At 30.4% G+C, this 16325-nt stretch carries 11 protein-coding genes; 4 read left to right on the forward strand and 7 right to left on the reverse strand.

What is annotated here, in order from left to right:
* Nucleotides 1–18 precede the first annotated feature (18 nt).
* The 3 genes from CHELV3228_RS03680 to CHELV3228_RS03690 all read right to left on the reverse strand — a co-directional run bounded on the left by CHELV3228_RS03680 (nucleotide 19) and on the right by CHELV3228_RS03690 (nucleotide 1200).
* Nucleotides 19–225, reverse strand: coding sequence for a CopG family antitoxin (locus CHELV3228_RS03680; RefSeq protein ID WP_082199578.1), 207 nt, complete (start codon nucleotides 223–225; stop codon nucleotides 19–21).
* Nucleotides 222–398, reverse strand: coding sequence for a BrnT family toxin (locus CHELV3228_RS10550; protein WP_234981047.1), 177 nt, complete (start codon nucleotides 396–398; stop codon nucleotides 222–224). Before CHELV3228_RS10550 ends, CHELV3228_RS03680 begins: the two co-directional genes overlap by 4 nt.
* A 178-nt stretch (nucleotides 399–576) precedes the next feature.
* Complete coding sequence (locus CHELV3228_RS03690) at nucleotides 577–1200, reverse strand: tyrosine-type recombinase/integrase (protein ID WP_244289609.1); 624 nt, start codon at nucleotides 1198–1200, stop codon at nucleotides 577–579.
* 560 nt (nucleotides 1201–1760) lie between these two features.
* Here CHELV3228_RS03690 and CHELV3228_RS03695 point away from each other — a divergent pair.
* Complete coding sequence (locus tag CHELV3228_RS03695; RefSeq protein ID WP_082199579.1) at nucleotides 1761–1985, forward strand: mobilization protein; 225 nt, start codon at nucleotides 1761–1763, stop codon at nucleotides 1983–1985.
* Between the two features lie 31 nt (nucleotides 1986–2016).
* Here the strand turns inward: CHELV3228_RS03695 and CHELV3228_RS03700 are convergent, their stop codons facing one another.
* From CHELV3228_RS03700 to CHELV3228_RS03715, 4 genes are read right to left on the reverse strand one after another with little or no spacing between them, the layout of a single operon-like run.
* The gene (locus CHELV3228_RS03700) at nucleotides 2017–3300 is read right to left on the reverse strand and encodes a hypothetical protein (RefSeq protein WP_082199580.1); all 1284 of its coding nucleotides are present in this window, start codon (nucleotides 3298–3300) and stop codon (nucleotides 2017–2019) included.
* Between the two features lie 18 nt (nucleotides 3301–3318).
* A complete protein-coding gene (locus tag CHELV3228_RS10555) occupies nucleotides 3319–4344 on the reverse strand; it encodes a hypothetical protein (protein WP_082199581.1) in 1026 nt (341 codons plus the stop codon).
* A 5-nt stretch (nucleotides 4345–4349) separates the two neighbouring features.
* The gene (locus tag CHELV3228_RS03710) at nucleotides 4350–5612 is read right to left on the reverse strand and encodes a hypothetical protein (protein ID WP_082199582.1); all 1263 of its coding nucleotides are present in this window, start codon (nucleotides 5610–5612) and stop codon (nucleotides 4350–4352) included.
* An 18-nt stretch (nucleotides 5613–5630) separates the two neighbouring features.
* Nucleotides 5631–9305 carry a hypothetical protein gene (locus tag CHELV3228_RS03715; RefSeq protein WP_082199583.1) on the reverse strand — a complete coding sequence of 1225 codons (3675 nt, stop codon included), beginning with the start codon at nucleotides 9303–9305 and terminating at the stop codon, nucleotides 5631–5633.
* 830 nt (nucleotides 9306–10135) lie between these two features.
* Between CHELV3228_RS03715 and CHELV3228_RS03720 the strand changes: the two genes are divergently transcribed.
* The 3 genes from CHELV3228_RS03720 to CHELV3228_RS03730 are packed head-to-tail and all read left to right on the forward strand — an operon-like array spanning nucleotide 10136 to nucleotide 16291.
* Complete coding sequence (locus tag CHELV3228_RS03720; protein WP_082199584.1) at nucleotides 10136–12055, forward strand: type I restriction-modification system subunit M; 1920 nt, start codon at nucleotides 10136–10138, stop codon at nucleotides 12053–12055.
* Nucleotides 12055–13347 carry a restriction endonuclease subunit S gene (locus tag CHELV3228_RS03725; RefSeq protein ID WP_082199585.1) on the forward strand — a complete coding sequence of 431 codons (1293 nt, stop codon included), beginning with the start codon at nucleotides 12055–12057 and terminating at the stop codon, nucleotides 13345–13347. The genes CHELV3228_RS03720 and CHELV3228_RS03725 overlap by 1 nt, the downstream gene beginning before the upstream one ends.
* A 1-nt stretch (nucleotide 13348) precedes the next feature.
* Complete coding sequence (locus tag CHELV3228_RS03730) at nucleotides 13349–16291, forward strand: type I restriction endonuclease subunit R (protein ID WP_082199586.1); 2943 nt, start codon at nucleotides 13349–13351, stop codon at nucleotides 16289–16291.
* Nucleotides 16292–16325 lie beyond the last annotated feature (34 nt).

Raw genomic sequence — 16325 nt, forward strand, 5'->3', positions numbered from 1 at the left:
GTGCAACAATGTTTGAGACTATCCAACAATAATATCTAGTTTTTTATTCACGCAATCATTTAAAAAAATATTGATTAAAACTTGATAAGGAACACCTTTTTTCTTTGCCATCTCTTTGAAATAATCAATAGTTGAGTTGTTAAGATTAATTGAAATTTGTTTTTTTAAATTTTTATCCACATAGGGATTTCGTATTGCATTTTTAAAATCATATTCTTTTTTCATAAACGCTCCTTGTATTGTTTTCTCTCTTTCGAGGTAGCTTTTCTAGCAGAAATGATACGAATAGTATCATTTTCTTTATGGCAATGCACCACAAGTAAAATTCTACTTTTATCACTCATACCTAAAAGTAAAAATCTCTCTTCATCTACTGAATGTTCTTCGTCAAAAAGCACTAAGCCATATTCATCACTAATACTGATTTAGCTTCTTCAAATGTTATTTTGTGCTTTGCAATATTTAGCTTTTCTTTAATAAAACTCCACTCATAATTCATACTTCTACCTTATAATTATGTGATAATTATAACATATATTTTATCAAATTATAATCCGCAGACAACACTTTAACCACTCACCCCAAATTCCCCAAAGCCTTCCTAAGCATTTCATTATTTGCCTTAGCATAAATGGTTGTTGTTTGCATACTTGCGTGTCTTAGTATCTTTTGTATAACGACAAGATTGACATTTTGTGAGGTGAGTTTCATCGCTAAGATATGTCTTAAGAGGTGCAGACCTTTTTTATGAATTAAAGCCTTAGCATAAATTCTATTAATGATAATAAAAGCATTGCTCCTGTTTAAAAGTTTTCCATTATGCGTTTGCATAATATAATTACTCTCTTTCAAATACTCTTTAAAATAATCAAGCTCATCATCAATATAAGCTTTTTTAATATAAGCAAATTGTTCCTTGCCTCCCTTAGCAAGTATATTAATTTTTAGCATATCTTCTTCATCTTCATTAAAATCACACAAACGCACTTTTAAGCTTTCTGAAATTCTAAGCCCCGCATAAAGCACTAATTTAATGAGAAGTGCATTTCTAAAACTTGCATAATCTTCTTTTTGTATTTTTAGTCTTTCTATGGTATTTATAAGTCTTTGAATTTCATCATCACTTAAATGCTCAAGCTTTTCTTCTCTTTTTTCATTTCTTGTATTAAGTTTTGAAAAATTAAAAGAGAACTCAAACAAATCTTCATTATTTTCATTAATGAAGGTAAAAAAGCTAGTTATTGCCCTTAGATAAGTAAGTTTTGTTTTTTTTAGAAAACTTTTTATGATTTTTAGACCTTGTTTCCAAATAACTTAAGAAATTTGAAATATAGGAAGTTTTTATTTCTTTAAACTGCATTTCATCACAAAACTCTAAAGAATATTCTCTAAATTCGTTTAAAACTCTTTTATAAAGTTAAATTGTATTCAAAGAATAATTTAAATCCTTAAAATGACAAAAATAAGCCTCAAGCTAAAAGTCTAAATCCTCTAAAAAATCGCCTCTTGTAAGCTTCATTTAAGTTTCCTTTTGTTTTGTATATCATAATAATATATTATGTTATATATTTAACCCTAACCTAAACCCAAAAAAGATAAATTTATGCCTTTATTGAGGTTTATGGATAAGTTATATATTATTATCATTATATCAAAAATATGCTAATAATATAAAATAATAAACAATTAACCTTTTTAAATTAAAAATAATTACTCTAATATGCTATAATATCCTCATAATTTCACAAAAAGGATAAAATATGAAAAATAATGCAGAGCTTTCAAATAAAAACGAAGAAAATATCATTTCAAAAAGAATTCTTTTTAATAAGAAAAGCTTAGAAATGATAAATATGATGTTACCCGCTTATAAAGATGAAATTGATGATAATTTAAAAGAAAGTGAAAAAATCTCTTTATTTATTAATCTTTGTGTAGAAAAAATGTTTAAAAAAGACTTTTTGGATAGGATTAAGGAATTTTAGGATAGATTGGGACGATATTACTCAAAGGCAGCTAGTCTTCTTTAACATTATGTTTTTTAGCATAGGCTTCTATCTTAGCTCTTAAATCTTGTGGGAAGTTATAACGATAAATTGCAGGGATTCTAGGGTCAAGAAGTCTATCAAGCTTATGTCTTTTATAATACCATTCTAGGTTTTCAGGGGTAAAATAATAAGGTGCATTAGGGTAGCCTTGAGGAGGAGTTAGGGCTGCTAGTTTGGCAGTTAATACTAGGGTATCTTTAAATAAAGTAGCCTGACGATCACCCCATTCATTTGGGATATCAGCATCAAATCTTGTTTCCATTCCATTTACATATCCATTCATATAATGATCAAATTCTTTCCTACTTTCTAGAGTAGAATCCACATCTCTTGGGTCTTTTAATTTGCCTTTTTCAATACCATTATATAAAGCCCAAATGATTCTTCCTTCTTCATCAATAGCAAAGCGATACCGATTTAAATCAATCACCCAATCTACCCCCATAATTTCATCTATAAAAGGGAGCATTCCAAATTCATCAGGCTTAATACTTTTAGCTAAATCTTTTACAAATTTAGCTCTTAAGGGGTTTTTGTGTATTCCTGCCATACTTATGCCTATTTCTAAAAGATTGTCAGCATAATTATAAATTCCTCTTTTTATGCTTAATTCTTCATATCCTCCACCTGTAAGTTGAATATATAAAATAAAACATTGTATCATTCTAGCATTAAAGCCATGATTTTTAGAACGCACAAAATATTCAGGCTTTCCTAGTATCCCAGCTGCTATACCCCACTCTTGTCTAAAAAGAGAAGATTTGAAAGTTTCTTTATTATTGCTAACTTCATCATAAATATAAGCATATTCTTCATTGATTAAATATCCTTTTTCATCTACATTACAATATGCCTCATAAGGGATATCTATCACAGCAGATCTTAAACCACTTCTAATAGCTAAATATTTACATCTTTCTCTTTTAGTTTTTAAAGACTTATAATAAGCTTTTTCTTTTTTAGTCCAAGGAGCAATTTTTCCTTTTGGAGGGTCTTTTAAATAAAGTTCTTGCCATTGTTTAAATTCTAGTAAGGTGGAGCTTTGTCCTGTTTTTAGAGTAGGGTCTAGATACTGGGGTTTATAATCTTTGTAGGGGGAGTTTCTTAAGATTTTATCACCTTCAAAAAGAGCTTTGGAATGTTGTTCGGTATATGCACCATTGCTTTTTGTTGTAAATAATATTTTATTGGTATCTTTTTCCACATCTAATATTGATCCATCTGGCGTATAAATCTCATAAGTATCACTCATCTTTTGCCTTTTTTAATTTTATCCTAAATACAAGCCATCTTCTATAATGATAGTGGTGGCTAGTCTGCCTATAAAGTTGGGGGGAGATTTTTGGTCTTTATTTTTGTCTATAATTATTTGGTTGAAATCATTTTGTCTGATTTTATTTTGATTTTGTATCTCTTTTTCTTCAATTTTCATATACATAGCTTTAAGATTATTTTGTCCTATGATATTAAGTTTTTCTAATAATCTTCTAGCTTTATTTTTATCTTCTTTGAATTTTCCTTTTTCATATTTGACATTATAAATTCCATTAGCAAAATCTTGTAAAATTTGTAAAACTTCATTATAAGCGTGGATAGGGCTATCTTCATCTTTTTTAAAAGCATCAATTTGCTTTTCTTTGTTTCTAAAATTTTTAAACAGAGAATGACTACAAGGGAGTTGATATATAGTGCATTTTTTAAGTTCTAAAGAATTTAATTCTTTAGAATAAAAAGTATAATCATCTATAATATATTTTTCTTCTTTCACATCCACTAAAGCAGTTGCATTTCTTTTTCCATCTATAATTAAAAAACATAAAAGCTCTTCTAAAAAAGATATACGATTAAAATCAAAGCTTCTCATATAAAAATTTTTTTGTTCTAAGTCTTTGATTAAAGAATTTAAATTCTCATAATGATAAGTTAAGAAATTAAAATCTTGATTATGATTGAAAGCATTCGCTTTATAATCTAAATGCAAATCATTTGAAAAACTCATAAGAGGGATGATAAACTTAGTATCCTTATATCTTAATCTTTGTTCTTTAAGAATGATTTCAAAAGAAAAAGGGAGGTGAAAGTATTGTAAAGGTAGGCTTAAAAGTTTTTCTGGAATATTATTTTGTAAAAAAGAATGTTCAAAGCTTGGACTAAGCAAAAACTCTTCTTGATTTCTCTCTTTATGCAAATTCATTAAAGCAAGACCCGCAAAAGAAAGTAAGCTTAAGTCTTTTAAGCTTCTTCTTCTTTGAGGGTCAAAATTTAAAGCTTTAGTGTTTGATTTAAATTCTTTCATTGTTTTTAATCCTTAATATGATGTTTTTTAGCATAGGCTTCTATCTTAGCTCTTAAATCTTGTGGGAAGTTATAACGATAAATTGCAGGGATTCTAGGGTCAAGTTTGGCATCTAAATGTCCTTTTTTATAAATCCATTCTAATCTTTCAGGTGTAAAATAATAAGGAGCATTAGGATAGCCTTGAGGAGGAGTTAGGGCTGCTAGTTTGGCATGAAGGATTAAAGTATCATCAAATAATCTAGCCGATTCTTCGCTTCTGCTATCACGAATATCAGAAGCAAAATTCATTCTGTTGCCAAATCTATAAGCGTCGGTTTCTTTATCAAATTCATTCCTGCTTTCAGGAGTAGAATCTATATCTCTTGGATCTTTTAATTTGCCTTTTTCAATATCATCATACAAAGCCCAAATAGAATCGCCTTTACCATCATAAGCAAATTGATACTGATTTAAATCAATCACCCAATCCACCCCTACAATTTCATCTATAAAAGGGAGCATACCAAATTCATCTAATAAACTCTCATAATGATTATCGTGCAAATCATAAATCATTTTTGCCCTAAGTTTGTTCCAATGCTGTCCTGTAAGAAAAGAATTAGAACACAATACTGCTAAACCTAAACTCTTAAAAGCATTTTTATCTCCAAATTGAGCTTGTAAAAACAAAGCTTGTTGTTGTCTTGCTTTAAATCCCACAGCAGCTGTAGGACTAGCTTTAATATTTCCCAAAAGTAAAGCAGACAACTCCCATTCATTAAAAAAAGAATAAGATTTTAATGTTCCACGATGGGCTTTTACTTCATCATAAATATAAGCATATTCTTCATTGATTAAATATCCTTTTTCATCTACATTACAATATGCCTCATAAGGGATATCTATCACAGCAGATCTTAAACCACTTCTAATAGCTAAATATTTACATCTTTCTCTTTTAGTTTTTAAAGACTTATAATAAGCTTTTTCTTTTTTAGTCCAAGGAGCAATTTTTCCTTTTGGAGGGTCTTTTAAATAAAGTTCTTGCCATTGTTTAAATTCTAGTAAGGTGGAGCTTTGTCCTGTTTTTAGAGTAGGGTCTAGATACTGGGGTTTATAATCTTTGTAGGGGGAGTTTCTTAAGATTTTATCACCTTCAAAAAGAGCTTTGGAATGTTGTTCGGTATATGCACCATTGCTTTTTGTTGTAAATAATATTTTATTGGTATCTTTTTCCACATCTAATATTGATCCATCTGGCGTATAAATCTCATAAGTATCACTCATCTTTTGCCTTTTTTAATTTTATCCTAAATACAAGCCATCTTCTATAATGATAGTGGTGGCTAGTCTGCCTATAAAGTTGGGGGGAGATTTTTGGTCTTTATTTTTGTCTATAATTATTTGGTTGAAATCATTTTGTCTGATTTTATTTTGATTTTGTATCTCTTTTTCTTCAATTTTCATATACATAGCTTTAAGATTATTTTGTCCTATGATATTAAGTTTTTCTAATAATCTTCTAGCTTTATTTTTATCTTCTTTGAATTTTCCTTTTTCATATTTGACATTATAAATTCCATTAGCAAAATCTTGTAAAATTTGTAAAACTTCATTATAAGCGTGGATAGGGCTATCTTCATCTTTTTTAAAAGCATCAATTTGCTTTTCTTTGTTTCTAAAATTTTTAAACAGAGAATGACTACAAGGGAGTTGATATATAGTGCATTTTTTAAGTTCTAAAGAATTTAATTCTTTAGAATAAAAAGTATAATCATCTATAATATATTTTTCTTCTTTCACATCCACTAAAGCAGTTGCATTTCTTTTCTCATCAATAATCAAATAAGACAAAAGTCTTCTTAAAAGAAATTCTTTATTTTCTTCAATGTTTTGTTTGATTTCATAATGAAAGGAAAAATGCGTATCAAAAACTCCCGTGCAAAGGTCTATGCCATAAAAAATTTTCTTTAAATCAAAGCTAATGAATTTCGAATTAATCACAAAAGGATAAGTTACAAAATTTTCCCTTATAACCGCCAAAGGAGAATCGTATTTAAAGGTGTAAAGCTGATAAACAATGCTTTCGTATTGTTCTTGTAGAGCTTTAAAATTTGTTGGAAGAAAGATATCTAGTCCTGTTTGCACTGCAGAATCAAGCAAAACTTCAAATAAATTCCATTTCATTGATTTTATAACAGTTTTTTGAATATAAAACATAGAATCAGTTTGATAATAAAGTTCTTTTAATAATTTCACATCTTTTGCATCTAATTTATAGCGTTTTTCTATATTTTTTTTAACCGTGCTAAAGCCAACAACATTAATATCGTTTTTTACCTGTTCTGCCATAAAGGCTATTTTTGTTTTATTGAAAAATAATTCTTCTTTAATTGTGGAAATTTTTTTCGCGGCAATTTCCTTGTTTATAGTCTTAAAATATTTTTTTCCGTGTTCCTTAGCTTCAACTTTTGGGTTTATAAGTAAATATATAATACTAAGTTGTTCGATTAAAACTTCTTTAAAACCTTTTGTTGCGTATTTAACGGAAATATTTGTGATATTTTGAGCTACTTTGATAGGATCTTTAATATGATAAATAAAATTGCCTAAAGGTATAAGGCTACTTATTACTTCCCAAAAGATACTATAATAGAGCTCCATTTTGCTTTCTTTAAGATTGTGTTCTAAAAAACTTTCACCATAAATTTCTTGAAGTCTTTGTTTTAATTCTTCATCTGTCAATTCGAGATTTAACTCTTTTAATAATTCATTGAAAAATTTCTCTATATTTTCGTTTGTTTTTTCACTTTCATTATTTTTCTCTTTATTTTCGTCATTATCTTTATTGCTTTCTATGAAAATATCTAATAAATCTTGAGTGAATTCTCTAACACTAACTTTTGGTTCAAAAATGTGCTCATTGTTTTCTTCAAAAATCCAACAATTATCATCTTCAAATACAAAATATTTTTCCTCCAAATATCTTACGCAAATATCTCCTAGCATATTTTTTATAAATTTTGACTCTAAATTACCAAAAGTCTGTTTTGCTCGATAAAGCTCCCAAGAAATTTGCAAACATTCTTTTATGCTGTAAGGTTTTAATCCTCTTAAAGTTTTTTGTTTAGAATTACTAATTTTTTTAAAAACCATATCTTGCAAATAGCTTAAATATTGGTGGGCTAATTTTCTTTCTTTTTCTATAATAGATTCTTTTTCTTCGTTTTGTTTAAAGAAATTTTTGATACACATATAATTATATAATTTAATATTTTCTAATTTTTTGTCAAAATCTGCTTGTAAATCCATATAGCGCATTGTTGCTGGATTATAATTAAATTGTAACTCTTCACCATAATGTGAAGCAACTAACACTTTATAAACATTTTGCATATCCTCATAAGCTTTTTTACTATCCTCATAAGATTCTTTAGATATTTTCACAAAAGGACTTAATTGTAAAATATAGGGCGCATTTTCATCTTGTGGTATTTCTATACTATATTCACTATAGTCCCTTGTGCTGCCATAAGTCTTTTTTGATGTATCAATACTTTTTTTAATTTTTCTGTATTTATCTTGTATGTTAGCAATTTCTTGTGTTAAACTTTCAGTAAGTCCTGCATTGTATTTACTAGGGATATTTGAAATAATTAGATAATTTTTATTCATTGTAGTGGTATTTAAATTCGTTTGTGCGTTTTGATTTTTTTGTGCAAAAAATTCAACTAATTTGCTTGAGTTAAAATTGGGACTTTCTATATAAGAAAGATGATTAAATTGTCTAATATCTTTTTGCAAATTTTCTAAAATGGTGTTATTTTTTAAATATAAATTGGATAATTTTTGCGTTGGAATGACATTAGCTTTATTGTTACACTCTTGCTCTTTTTGTTTTAAGCTTAAAAAGATTTCATTGAAGATATTTTCAATACTTTTTATTTCTTTGCTTAAAGTGATTCTATAAGCTAAATTTGAAGCGATATTGCTTTCATTGCTTCCAAGATATAGTCCAAAACCACTTAAATCAATAATTTCTTTTTTATCAATAATTAAAACGCAGGATAACAAGCGAGAATTAATATAATGAATAAACATAGCGCATCTAGTAGCTAAAAATGCAGCCATAGGTGTTAAAAGTGTGCCATATTCTTTTTGAGTCAATTCATAATACTCATTTGCAGAACCCATTAAGGAAAATAAACCAGCAGTCAAAATAGCTAGTCCTGTTCCACCCGTAAAAACGGCTGCCACCGTGGCTATTGCAACACCTGCTATAGCACTTAGTATGATCTTAATTTTTTCATATTCTTTTTCTTCGGCGAGTTTTTTAATATGTTCTAACAATTCATCAATGAATTTTTCATAAGTATTTTTTAAAGTGGGACTTATGTTGTTTTTGAAAAAATCCGATTCTACAATGCTTTCAATCTTTTCTAAAACTTTGTTCTTAAACTCGTCAAATTTCTCACTGCTTATATTATCAGTATCGATGTTTTGGATTAACTCGTCTAAGGTTTTTATATCTTTAGAATCTTTGACTAATTTTTTTAAAGTATTGATAAATTCGATACAAAGATTATTTTTATCTGTATAATAAAAAAGATTAAAACCTTTACTTTGTTTTTTATCTTGAATTTCTTCTTCCAAGCCTTTTAAATAAGCTTTAGTGTAAATTTCACTACTTGATAAATCTTTCAAATTTACATTTTGTCCAAAATCAAGCTCATTAAGGGTATGGATATTTACTTCTATATTATTGTGATTATCACAAGTTTGTTTTAAAATTTCTAGTATTTCCATAGCTAATATTTGATTTTTAGATAGGATTTTTTTTTGTTGGAAATTAATATTTTTTAGTATAGTATGTAAAATAGAAAAATTAGGATAAATAAAATCAATCTGCCTAACTTCTTTATTATTGATTGTTAAATTCTTAATAACTTGAATTAACTCTATTTTAGAACTTATAAACACAACAATTCCTTATAAAAACATTATTGCTATTTTTGTTAGAAATTAGCACAAGATTCCATATCGCCACTAAAATGAAAACCAGCTCCCTCATTTCCAGCTAATCTAGGGCGAAAATCTCGCCAAGAAACATAAAAGTAGGGTGTCTTATCTTCGAAATCTTGCCATCATTATCCCTTACAACTTCAATATTTGCCATAAATTCTATTTTATCGTTTATCCATACAGAATCAAAATAATATTTAAATTCGTTTGGGATAATTTTACCATTTAATGTTTGAATTTCAAAGGTTTTTTAGTTTTTAGCGTGGGGTCTCAATCTAAACCATAATACGCCAACACCTTATTATAATATTCCTCATCTAGAATCCTTTTTTAATAAATTTTCATAAACAATTTATCATTTATTTTTTTGAAAAAAGGCTTAAAAGTATATCTAAAAAACAAAAGCATTTATTTACATCGTCAAAGCTTCGCTCACATAAAAACAACTAAGGCATAAATTATTTTAATTTATTTGCTAAAATCGTTCAAAACAATTTGCTCTTTTCATTAATTAAATTATATTATCATTTCAGCAATTTAGAGGGCTAACCTGCCGAAAGTTGCGGAGAACTCTTCAGTGAGAGGCTACTCTAAATTCTTTTTGAAATATTTCTCTCTTCCTTTATTAAAATGTTTAAAAGAATAAGTTTTTATTTATTTCTCAAATCCCTCTCTGTCCGCCACTTCTTTTAAATTTATCGTTTTTTGTAGCATTTTTAAATTTGATAATCGTTGAAACTTTGCTTTAAATTTGTAATGGTGTTATAATTCGCCAAAAAGGAGTATCTATGCAAATCCATCAATTTCAGCCTATTATTAGTTTTATTTGGAGTGTGGCAGATGATTTACTACGCGATGTGTATGTTAAGGGCAAATACCGCGATGTTATCCTGCCTATGACGATTTTAAGGAGGCTAGATGCTATCCTAGAGCCGACAAAAGATAAAGTTTTAGAGACTTACAACGAAGACAAAGATATAGCAGATGAAGATACTCTAAAAGATTTACTATGCAATGCAAGTGAGACCACATTTTACAACCACTCAAATTTCACACTCAAAAAGCTCTTAAATGACCCCAAAAACATTAGAATCAATTTTGAAAACTACCTTGAAGGCTTTAGTGAAAACATCAAAGACATTATCACAAAGTTTAAATTCAAAAATCAGCTTGATACACTTGATGAAGCAAAAATCCTTTATGGCGTTATAGAGAGATTCTGCTCTACAAAAATAAATCTCTCTATGCACGATGTTAAAGACGATAAAGGCGAAGTTATCCACAAAGGCTTAAGCAACCTCGGTATGGGCTATGTCTTTGAAGAGCTTATAAGAAGATTTAATGAAGAGAATAATGAAGAAGCCGGCGAGCATTTTACACCCAGAGAGCTTATAGATCTTATGACGCATTTAGTCTTTTTGCCTATAAAAGATAGAATCCAAAAAGGCACTTTTACTATCTATGATAATGCTTGTGGAAGCGGCGGTATGCTTACAGAATCTAAAGACTTTATCACAGATGAAAAAGGGCTTATCCAATCTAAAGCTACAATTTATCTCTACGGGCAGGAGATAAACCCAGAAACCTACGCCATTTGTAAAGCCGATATGCTAATAAAGGGCGAAAATCCCGACAATATCAAATACGGCTCAACCCTAAGCGAAGATAAGCTAAGCGGCGAAAAATTTGACTTTATGCTGACAAATCCCCCTTATGGCAAATCGTGGGAAAAAGACCAAAAAGAATTAGATGTCAGCAAAAAGGGCGGAATCACCACTTGCAATGACCCAAGATTTCAGGTAGGCATTACAAGTAAAAGCGATGGGCAGATGATGTTTTTACTTAACCAACTAAGCAAGATGAAAAAGCCAAGCGAGAATAATGGCGTAGGCTCTCGCATAGCCTCCGTGCATAATGGTAGCTCACTTTTTAATAGCGATAGCGGTATGGTAGCTATCCGCAGATACATCATAGAAAACGACCTCCTAGAAGCCATCATCGCCCTGCCTACAAATATGTTTTACAACACAGGCATTCCCACTTTTATATGGATTCTAACTAACAACAAAATAGAATCTAAAAAAGGCAAAGTCCAGCTTATAAACGCCACAAAAGAGACATATTACACAAAGATGAAAAAGTCCTTAGGGCAAAAGCAAAATAATATGACAAAAGAGCATATTGACAAGATTACAAATCTTTTCTTAGCAAATAAAGAAAATGATGACTGCAAGATTTTTGATAACACCGAGTTTGGCTATACTAAAATCACTATTGAGAGACCAAAAAGCATAGAATTTTTAGTCAATGATGAAAAGTTTCAAGATCTAAAAGACAAAGATAAGATTCTAGCAAAACTACAAGAGCTAGATTCTAATCCGCAAGATTTCACAAGTAGAGCAGACTTTATAAAATTCCTTGATGTCAAACTCAAAAAAGCAGAGGAAAATTTACTCATAGATTCTAACACCACAAACAACACAGAGAAAATCCCCCTCACACAAGATATACAAAGCTACTATGAAAACGAAGTAAAGCCCTATGTGCCAAACTCGTGGATAGCGTGGGATACTCTAAACATAGGCTATGAGATTTTGTTTAACAAATATTTCTACACCTACACAGCCCCACGAAGCCTAGAATCTATCAATAAAGATTTACAAGACTTAGAGCAAGAAACGCAGGATTTATTAAGGGAGATTCTATAATGCGTGTTTATAAACCTAGCGGTATAGAATGGCTTGGGGAGATTCCACAACATTGGGAAAATGTCTCAATTCGCTCTTGCTTTACAGAATCTAATCAAAGGTGCAATACCGATTCTTATCCCTTATTGTCTGTAACAATAGCAAATGGCATTATTTACCAAGATAATATTGAAAACAAAAAAGATATATCAAACGATGATAAGTCAAATTATAAAATTGTCCCCCTAAATGCAGTTGCTTATAATAAAATGAGAATGTGGCAAGGAGCAGTTGGAGTAAATACACTTACAACAGGCATAGTAAGCCCCGCTTACATTGTAGCAATTCCAAATGAAAAAATACTGCCAAATTTTGTATCTTACTTGTTTAAATCAAAAATTATGATAGGCGAATTTGATAAAAACTCTTATGGGCTTTGCTTGGATATGAATAATTTAAGATATGATGATTTTAGAAACATTAAAATCCCCTTGCCGCCACTACAAGAGCAAAAAGAGATTGCGGAATTTTTAGATAAAAAATGTGAAAAAATTCAAAATTACATCAACAAAAAGCAAAAGCTCATCACACTTTTACAAGAGAAAAAACAAGCCCTAATTAACGAAGCCGTTACAAAAGGACTTAATCCAAGTATAGAATCTAAAAATAGCGGTATAGAATATCTCGGGCTTATTCCACACCACTGGGAAGTAAGGCGTGTCGCAACGCTTGGAAAATTTTTTAAGGGGAGTAATATTTCAAAAAATGATTTGCAAGATAGTGGCGTTTGCGTTGTTTTATATGGCGATATATACACAAAATATGAGATAAAAACAAAACAATTTCAATCAAAAATAGCGGAAAATTTTGCTAAGGATAAAACGCAAATCTTGTGTGGTGATTTGTTATTTTCTGGTTCTGGCGAAACAAAAGAGGATATAGGAAAATGTATTTGTTATTTGGGTAACGAAAAAGCGTATGTTGGTGGCGATGTAATTGTATTAAGGCAAATGGGGCAAGATAGCTTGTTTTTATCCTATGTTTTAAATAGTGATTACATAAAATATCAAAAAGCAGTAATAAGTAAAGGTGAAATTATAATTCACATTTATGCTTCAAATTTAAGAGATTTAAAAATCCCCTTGCCCCCACTACAAGAGCAAAAAGAAATTGCGGCATTTTTAGATAAAAAATGTGAAAAAATCAATTCAGCCATAGAGAAAACAAAAAAGCAAATAGAACTTGTGAAGGAATACAAAAACACACTCATAAACGAAGCCGTTTGTGGTAGGATAAATTTAGAAAGGAAGTAAAATGAGAAATTACACAGAAAAAGACTTAGAAAGCTTGATAGAAGCACATTTGCTAAATAATGGCTATATCAAAAGAGAAAGCAAAGATTATGATAAAAGCTTATGTATGGATAAAGAGCTATTTGAACGCTTTTTGCAATCAACTCAAGCAAAAGCCCTGCAAGAATTAGAAAAAAGAAATATAAAAGAGCAAGAGTTGCTAAAAAGAGTGGCTTCACAAATACAAAATAAAGGAATCTTAAAAGCCCTGCAAGCTCATATAGAAATAATGGGCGTTAAACTCTTTCTAGCCTACCCTAAGCCAAATTCAAATGCCAATCCACAAGCCCTAGAAAATTATGAGAAAAATATCTTTTCTATCACGCGTCAGCTTTATTATAGTGAGAGAAATACCAACTCTTTAGATATGGTGATTTTCTTAAATGGACTACCCCTTATCACTATGGAGCTTAAGAACCCTTTCACAGGTCAAAATGTCTATAATGCCATAGAACAATACAAAAAAGATAGAGACCCTAGAGAGAGTATATTTAAGCAAAGTGTGGTGCATTTTGCCCTAGATAGTGATTTAATTTATATGAGCACAAAGCTAGAGGGAGTGGGGACGAGATTCTTACCCTTTAACCGTGGGCTAAATAATGGCAGTGGGGCGATAGGGTGTGAATGTGGTGGAGGCAATCCAGCGGTAAAAGATAAGATGAAAACGAGCTATTTTTGGGAAGAGCTTTTGCAAAAAGATAATGTGCTGAATCTGCTTTTTAACTTCGCACAAATTGTGAAAAAAGATAAGGCGGAATTTGTGATATTCCCTAGATTTCATCAATTTGATGTCGTCCGTAAGCTTTTAAAAGATGTAAAAGAAAAGGGCGTGGGACAAAGGTATCTCATACAACATAGTGCAGGAAGTGGGAAAAGCAACTCAATAGCGTGGCTAGCCCATAATCTAGTAAGCTTACATAGAAAGCAAAATGATGAAGAAAAACCTGTCTTTGATAGCATTCTAGTCGTAACGGATAGAAAAGTGCTAGATAGACAAATACAAGAAAATGTCAAGTCTTTCACACAAGATAAAAACCTTGTAGAATCTATCACAGATGGAAGCAGACAGCTAAAAGCCGCCATAGAAGAGGGTAAAAAAATCATCGTTACAACCATACAAAAATTCCCCTATATCGCTGATGAAATCACGCATTTACAAGATAAAAGCTTTGCTATTATCATCGATGAAGCACATTCAAGCCAAAGTGGCAAAAACGCAGAAGAAATGGGAAAAGCCATAAGCAATAAAGATGATAAAGAAACGAGCGAAATGGACTTAGAAGAAGAGCTGATAAAAATCATCAAAAATAAGAAATTTCAAAAAAATGCAAGTTATTTTGCTTTCACTGCTACGCCTAAGCCAAAAACGCTAGAAATGTTTGGAAGTGCTTGTGAGATAAATGGGGAGAAAAAATTTATCCCCTTTCATCTTTACTCTATGAAACAAGCCATAGAAGAGGGCTTTATCCTTGATGTGTTAAAGGGCTATATCACTTATGCAAGTTATTATAAAATCGTATCTAAAAATGATAATAGGGAATACGATAAGAAAAAGGCAAATGCAAAATTAAGAGCTTATGTAACAAATCATATCGCAACGATTGAGAGAAAAGCAACAATAATGATAGAGCATTTTTTTCAAAATATTTATAAAAAAATCGGTGGCAAGGCAAAGGCAATGGTCGTTACAAGCTCTAGGGAAAATGCGGTTAAATATTATCTTTTCTTTAGGGAGTATTTGCAAGAGAATTACCCAGAGTATCAAGCCTTAGTGGCATTTTCAGGGGATAAGGAAATAGATGGGAGGAGTTATAGCGAAGCGGGGCTTAATGGCTTTAGTGAAGCTATGCTAAAAGATGAATTTAAAAAGGATAAGTATCGCTTTTTAATTGTCGCAGAGAAGTATCAAACAGGCTTTGATGAGCCGCTTTTACATACAATGTATGTGGATAAAGCCTTAGAGGGCATAAGTGCGGTGCAAACACTCTCACGCCTGAATAGAATCTGCAAAAATAAAGAGGATACTTGTGTGCTAGACTTTGCAAACACGCACGAGGAGATTGGCAAATCTTTTAGCACTTTTTATGGGCAAACTTATCTTAAAGAGCCAAGCGATATTGAAAAGATTTTCACACTTAAAAGCAATCTTTTTGAGTATGGAATTTATACGCAATATGAGCTAGATGACTTTGCAAAAGCTATTTTAGAAAGGCAAAGCGAGGATAAAATCCACTCTAAACTTGATAATATGATAAAAGAATATAACGCAAAAAGCGATGATAAAAAGACAGAGTTTTACACAAAGGCAAAGGCGTATTTGAGAGAATATTCCTTTCTCGCACAGATTCTTCCCTTTAATGATATAGAACTTGAAAAGCTATATATCTTGCTAAAAATGCTTATCACAAAGATAGCCCCACCACGCACAGAGGACTTAGTAAAGGGGATATTAAATAATGTAGATTTAAATAGCATACGCATAATACTTGAGAGCAAAAAGGATATAGAGCTAGAGGAGGATAAAGGCGGGGTTAAACCATCAAGTGCTGATGGCTCTAGCAAGAAAGAAGTAGAGCTTGAACGCTTATTAAACATCGTTAGGGAATTTAACACTAAATTTGGTAGCGTGGATTTTGGGACAAATGAAAAGATAGCAAAAGAACTTATGGATTTAAAAGATGATATTGCAAAGGAGCAGACTTTTAGGGATTCTCTAGGCGATGAGCAAAATGCACGCAGGTTATTTGCGGATATTTTTAAAAATCAATATTTACAATTTTTTAAGAGAAACAAGGATTTTTTTACACAGCTTGATAATAAAGAAGAATTTAAAGAAAGAGTTTCTAATGTGATATATGAGATGATTGATGAGGGTTATCAATATAATGCTTTTAAAAGTTTTTAAAAATTTAAACCGCCTTATAAATTACAATTTTAAA

The organism is Campylobacter helveticus, assembly GCF_002080395.1.
GTDB lineage: Bacteria > Campylobacterota > Campylobacteria > Campylobacterales > Campylobacteraceae > Campylobacter_D > Campylobacter_D helveticus.

Bases quoted from the DNA above. Each gene is read 5' to 3' on its own strand.
- CHELV3228_RS03680 (WP_082199578.1), bottom strand. From the start codon at position 225: ATGAAAAAAGAATATGATTTTAAAAATGCAATACGAAATCCCTATGTG.
- CHELV3228_RS03695 (WP_082199579.1), top strand. From the start codon at position 1,761: ATGAAAAATAATGCAGAGCTTTCAAATAAAAACGAAGAAAATATCATT.
- CHELV3228_RS03700 (WP_082199580.1), bottom strand. From the start codon at position 3,300: ATGAGTGATACTTATGAGATTTATACGCCAGATGGATCAATATTAGAT.
- CHELV3228_RS10555 (WP_082199581.1), bottom strand. From the start codon at position 4,344: ATGAAAGAATTTAAATCAAACACTAAAGCTTTAAATTTTGACCCTCAA.
- CHELV3228_RS03710 (WP_082199582.1), bottom strand. From the start codon at position 5,612: ATGAGTGATACTTATGAGATTTATACGCCAGATGGATCAATATTAGAT.
- CHELV3228_RS03720 (WP_082199584.1), top strand. From the start codon at position 10,136: ATGCAAATCCATCAATTTCAGCCTATTATTAGTTTTATTTGGAGTGTG.
- CHELV3228_RS03725 (WP_082199585.1), top strand. From the start codon at position 12,055: ATGCGTGTTTATAAACCTAGCGGTATAGAATGGCTTGGGGAGATTCCA.
- CHELV3228_RS03730 (WP_082199586.1), top strand. From the start codon at position 13,349: ATGAGAAATTACACAGAAAAAGACTTAGAAAGCTTGATAGAAGCACAT.